Annotated in this window: 3 protein-coding genes; 2 read left to right on the top strand and 1 reads right to left on the bottom strand. The window is 49.0% G+C overall.

The genetic code is table 11. The features are described from left to right. Window positions 1–410 precede the first annotated feature (410 nt). A complete protein-coding gene (locus BLO51_RS28200) occupies window positions 411–1,211 on the top strand; it encodes a hypothetical protein (protein WP_090677457.1) in 801 nt (266 codons plus the stop codon). Window positions 1,212–1,380: 169 nt separating this feature from the next. Here BLO51_RS28200 and BLO51_RS28205 read toward each other — a convergent pair whose 3' ends face one another. Then, window positions 1,381–2,247 (bottom strand): hypothetical protein, encoded by an 867-nt coding sequence (locus BLO51_RS28205; protein WP_090677458.1) that lies wholly within the window; start codon window positions 2,245–2,247, stop codon window positions 1,381–1,383. 375 nt (window positions 2,248–2,622) lie between these two features. Between BLO51_RS28205 and BLO51_RS30005 the strand changes: the two genes are divergently transcribed. Continuing rightward, a partial coding sequence (locus BLO51_RS30005; protein ID WP_217266814.1) for a hypothetical protein occupies window positions 2,623–2,817 on the top strand: 195 nt, incomplete at its 3' end.

The raw sequence follows: 2,817 nt of genomic DNA on the forward strand, positions 1-2,817 counted from the left end.
TGCCTGTCTGTTCATGTTTCATTACTTATTCGACAAGTAGGTATGAATTTCCTTACCATAGATTTCTAAGGTCTTTAGTTCAACTTATATAGATTTGGTAGCCAAGCAATGTTTTATATAGATCTCAGTTAACCGCAAACCCACTAAAATTAATTCATAGAAATTGCATACTCTATATTGTCGACTACCTGAAAGTCCAACTATATTCATACAATTCCCAATAATTAAATCACTTTCATCATCTACAAGTGAATATTTAAACATGATTACTCCTCCACAAAATTTAATTGTTCATAAATATGAGATTTTTGAAATCTCCGTCCCAAGTCACTACTGTTCCATCTGGGACACTGCATTTCGCATCCGCATGTAAGGGTTTGGCCAATTTGCTTTTCATGGGGGGATATCTTTTGGCGCAGTTGAACGTACGGCGGATGCTTGTCCGAAAGCTGGCAGCAGCTTATTTCACTTCCTGGGCAATCGTCCTTTGGGTTTCCTTTCCTAGTATAGCGTTAGGAGGAAGCAACTGGAACGCGGCTGAAAATTATTTGTCATTGGCGCTCATCATTGCGTCATACGCAGTTCCCGCTATTTTTCTCTACGGAGTTCTAGTTTCTTCGCTCCTCGAAGCATTATCGGTTAAGCTAAAAGTGAAAGGACCCAGCGAGGCGTTGGTATCCGGTTTGCTCCATGCCACCTTTGGACTTTGCTTTGGCTTCGTGCTTCAGTCTTCGCTATTCGGCATCATGGGGGGAGGAGCGGCGATACTTTTCTTTAGTTTCGATCGAATTCTCATTCGTGCTATCCCGATTCTTAAGAGGAAGACCCGAGTGATCGCCTTTATTACTCCCGTGCTACTGTTTGTTCTCATAGTAGGTGCGATCAATGCCACATCGCCGTCGAAGCCGCCGTTTACCGCAAAAGATGCTGTACAATTTGCCACTTCCGGCAGGGGTACAACTATTGACCGATTTCCCAAGGAAGAAGGAGTCGTTAAGTTGCAAATCGACGGCTATGACGTTGAGCGGGAAACGAAGGTAGAAGAAACGGCCGAGAAGGAAATCTATAAATTGGTGTTCACGGAGCATTGGCGTAAGGGAGAGGAGAGCGGTCAATATCAGATGATCTATGAGGTCAGCCGCGGAAGCATGGGAGTCCAAAGAGGAAATGGTGCTGAGCCTCCGTATCTGCGTCCAGCCAAGGCGGCCTGATGGCTTTACATAACAAAATAAAAGCAGCGGCGGTTTGCCGCTGTTTCATTTTTAGGGCAGACAAATGGAGTGGACGACTCGGTAGGACAAGGGACGCGAGGAATAGCGGACTGACCGCAGGAAAGCAGCATTGTGTACCGTGCGGTGAGCTTGCCTAGCTCCCGCAGGCTTAGTAGTGGTCCATAATCAGCTGCGTTTTCAGCGAATCCTTGGCCAGAAACCAGCCTTTGCTTTGCAGATAAGTTACCAACTCGTCGTGCTTCTGCGAGGCGGTCTCCCGGTCGTCCGTTTTGAACGAAATTTCGACGACGTTCTCCGTACCGGTGCCTGTTGCGCTGCGGATCGGCCAAACCTCGATATACGTTTTCAGGCCGTCCCACGTGCCGGTGTACCGCTTGGCCAGAACCGGGCCGTAGATACGGGCGCCTTGAAGCTGTTCGGTGCCCCAGCCGGCGTATAGCCACTTGTCGAATTTGCCCGGGGCTTTATCGATCAGCAGTTCGCGGGAATCTTTGACCGAAGGCAGATCCACGCCACTGTAGCCGGATTTTTTGGCTTTTTTGGAGCGCGTGATGCTGAGCGTCTTGTTCTGGTAGCCCCATTCCACCTGTGCCTCGTAGTTGGTGTCCGACGCGTCGAAGCCTTCTTGATTGGCCTTCGTCAGCGCCACATCGATGTTGCCGTTGACGATCGGGTACTGCTTCTTGTAGCTCAACTCGAAACCGCTATCGCCCTCCTTCTTCCGAATGCGCGGACTCCAGCCGTTTCCGTAAATGTCTTTGCCGTCTGTATCCAGAAACTGCACGTTCATCTTCGTCAACTTGTCTGGCATGCCGAACGCGCTGCGGACCTCGTTCTTCAGCTTGTCGTCCGAGCCCAGCACGGCACCCGGGGTCATCAGCAGCTTCACCTCGTAATCCGGCTCCATGTTGCTAGCGGCTTTTACAGGTGCGGCAGGAAGCACGGACGATACCGTCAAAGCGGCGGACAGGACGATCACGGACAGCGCCCCGATCCATTTGGATCGTTTGTTCATCATCGACAACTCCTTCATGTTTTGGAATAGGCTTACACGTTAGACTGTAACGACCGTTTGTTATCTAGATGTTAAGCAGATCTGTTGTTATTGTAAAGAAAAATTTGGAAATAATTGCTCCTAGCGCGGAAGGAGATGATTGAAAGCACTTGCAATTTTGGTACAGTTGATGTAAATTGGAATACACAATATTATGATAGCTCTAATGTAAGAATTGAAAAGCAACGATCAAGGACATGGAACGTGCGACCGGTTGCGCCAGAGAGGGCGTCCGAGGCTGAGAGACCCCCAACCGCCGTATGCTTCACCCACCTTGTAGCTGCAGCGGGGAACTGAGTTGGACGTATCCGCTGCCGGGCCTCCCCCGTTATCCGAATGAAGGACCGTACGCGCCCGGAATCCGAGGCACATGCGGTTGAACCAAGGGTGGTACCACGACACGTTTTCGTCCCTGACGAAGACGTGTTTATTTTTTTATTTGAATATCAAGTTACCTCAGCAAAAACCTTCACATACGAACGTTTGTTTGATACACTAATTACAAATAAATGTTCGGGAGAGATTGGCATG

This window comes from Paenibacillus tianmuensis (genome assembly GCF_900100345.1).
In the GTDB taxonomy this organism is placed as follows: Bacteria; Bacillota; Bacilli; order Paenibacillales; family NBRC-103111; genus Paenibacillus_G; species Paenibacillus_G tianmuensis.